Raw genomic sequence first — 2,409 nt, 5'->3', positions numbered from 1 at the left:
GAATTCAGAGCTGCTGTTACCATGAATGAGGATTCCTCTACATTCGAAATCCCCGACTACATTATGTCACGGCTTCAGCCCGGAATCCAGATTCCTTTTCCCAACCGTGAGGATGAACTTAAAATCCTGCAGTATAATCTGCCCTTTTCAGATGAAGAACTGCTGCAGATGTGTGTGGATTTTCTGCAGAAAGCTCACAATCTGGATCTTCCCTACTCTGTACGTGATGGAATCAGTGCGCTCAGATATTCCCTGAAATTAAAGAATTCAGGTGATTCAAATGACACCGAACAGCTCTTCAAGAATGCTGTTGTGCAGATACTGGGAGAAGATGCATTGGACATGGAGAGTCTGGCAGCAAAAAGGAAACTCTCCGGTGAGCACATTCCATCAATGAACCTGGGAGACTTCTTTTTCTCAGATGATGACTCGCTCAATCCCGACAGCAATGAGGACTGATCTGTGATTCTGAACCCAGGAATAACAATTATCCCATATCTTCACGGCAGTATTTTTTTTGCCAGATATGTGAGATCGCTTTTTCTCAAGCAAAGCTTCGACTGCATTGCAGTTGATATACCATCTGTTTTCCAGCAATCCCTCGGGAGTGCGATTGACAAACTGCCTCTTGTCAGTGTTCTGGCAGCAAGAACGGTTTCCGACTCTATCTTCTATTTCCCAATTGACCCCTGCGATGCATCCATTGAAGCAGTCAGGCAATCCATGCAGAATTACAAACCATTTTTCTGTATCGGTTCACCATATTTGAAGCCACCTACACCGCTTCCTGCACTGCCCGATCCCTATGCAGCTTCCAGACTGGGCTTTGATCTTTTCTGTGCTCTTTGTCTAAAAGCACTGGAAAACCCTGAAAAAGGCTCCGGCAATGATCATGAAGGGCAGTACATTGCTTCACAGATTCACCAACTCAGGACTAGATTCAGCAATATTTTAGTTCTGGTTCACTTCAGAACCTTTATCCGTACCGTTTTCCATTTTTTCCAGGAAAAAAGCTGCAATCTGAAATTTGAAGATCATGATGACTGTTCCATAATTTCTTCACTGATCAACCCTGACCATCTCTATTTTGCCCTGGGAGAGCTCCCTTTTATTACCGGTAAATACGAAAAGGAGCGCCATGATCTTTTCGCGGAACCCTTTGATGAGATCGAGACCATAAAAGACCTCTTCCGGGAAACCAGAGATGATTATTACACCCAAAAAGAAGAAATCATCTCCCTTTCTCCTGTACGTATTCAAGCCGCACTTACCTTTCTGCGGAATCTTACCGTATCCTCAGGAAGGTTGATGCCGTCTCTTTTTGATATAGTAGAATCGGCCAAGGGGGTAGGAGGCAACTCATTTGCACTCAGAATTCTAAAGAGCGCCCGCTATTATCCATACATTTCAATAGAAGAGGACTCTGATTATATCGGAATAGGAATAAACCGGATCAGTACCCCGCAATGGGGAGTAGCTGATGCAGTTAATCTTTTCCGTGACTTTGATCTTCAGTGGCGGACAATTTCCATAAAACCAGATCCTTCCCTTGAGCGCAAAAAAAAATACCGTTTTACCTGGAATCCATTTGGAATGTGTTCCCATATTCCTGAAGACGTACGCATCGAACGGTTCAATGCCTATATCAGAAAGAAAAGTCTGAAAATAATGGTAGAAGATTTCATCAAAAACGAGAAGTTCAGTTCTTCTGTTAAAGACGGAATCGATATCAGAGAAACATTGAGAAACTGGCATACCGGAGACATTTACGTAAAGGAGATACCACCATCAAGGGGCAAGATCGATACAGTGATTATAATCTTTGATGATTCCCACGATCAGGATTATCCCCATTGCGCCACATGGTATGCTGAACATCAGGAGGAATCTACCCTTAGCTTCTATGCCACCGACCCGTTTGATAATCTAATCGGTCCGGGAATCGCGCAATGCAATTATGGAGGTCTGGCACTTCTTTATCCCCCCAAACAGATTCCCAATGTCTTTGAAATCACCAAAGATATGCAACTACCCAATCTGGCAGCACGCCTGACCATTGGTTCACTTCTTTTTAGCCAGGAACGGGTTATCGCCTACATTGCACAGAAAAAGCCAGGTGTTTTTCTTAGAAATCTGGCATCAAAATATAAAAAACATCTCCTGTGGATTCCCATTAACACATTTTCTAATGAGACACTGCGGCGCTTACGCAAATTCCATATTCTTAACGGGAAAACTGTACGCAGTTGGGCAGGAAGGTTTATTGGTGACTAATGAATCATAAACTCCGGTTTTTCATCATTTTTTTAAGCGCTATATTTTCTAATCTTTTCTCTCAGGAAGATTCTGACAGCCTGTTTTTTTCAGAACTGGAGGAAAAACTGCTCCAGAAGTATAAGCTTTGTACCG

The 2,409-nt window shown here is 43.0% G+C and carries 2 protein-coding genes; both read left to right on the top strand.

Annotation, left to right across the window (positions count from 1 at the left end; translation table 11 throughout):
* A partial coding sequence (locus tag GX089_00040) for an ATPase (GenBank protein NLP00861.1) occupies window positions 1–459 on the top strand: 459 nt, incomplete at its 5' end.
* A gap of 3 nt (window positions 460–462) precedes the next feature.
* The gene (locus tag GX089_00035) at window positions 463–2,274 is read left to right on the top strand and encodes a hypothetical protein (protein ID NLP00860.1); all 1,812 of its coding nucleotides are present in this window, start codon (window positions 463–465) and stop codon (window positions 2,272–2,274) included.
* The last annotated feature ends 135 nt before the right edge of the window (window positions 2,275–2,409 follow it).

The sequence above is a fragment of the Fibrobacter sp. genome (assembly GCA_012523595.1).
Lineage (GTDB): Bacteria > Fibrobacterota > Chitinivibrionia > Chitinivibrionales > Chitinispirillaceae > JAAYIG01.
This window is presented reverse-complemented; position numbering and strand designations above follow the sequence as displayed.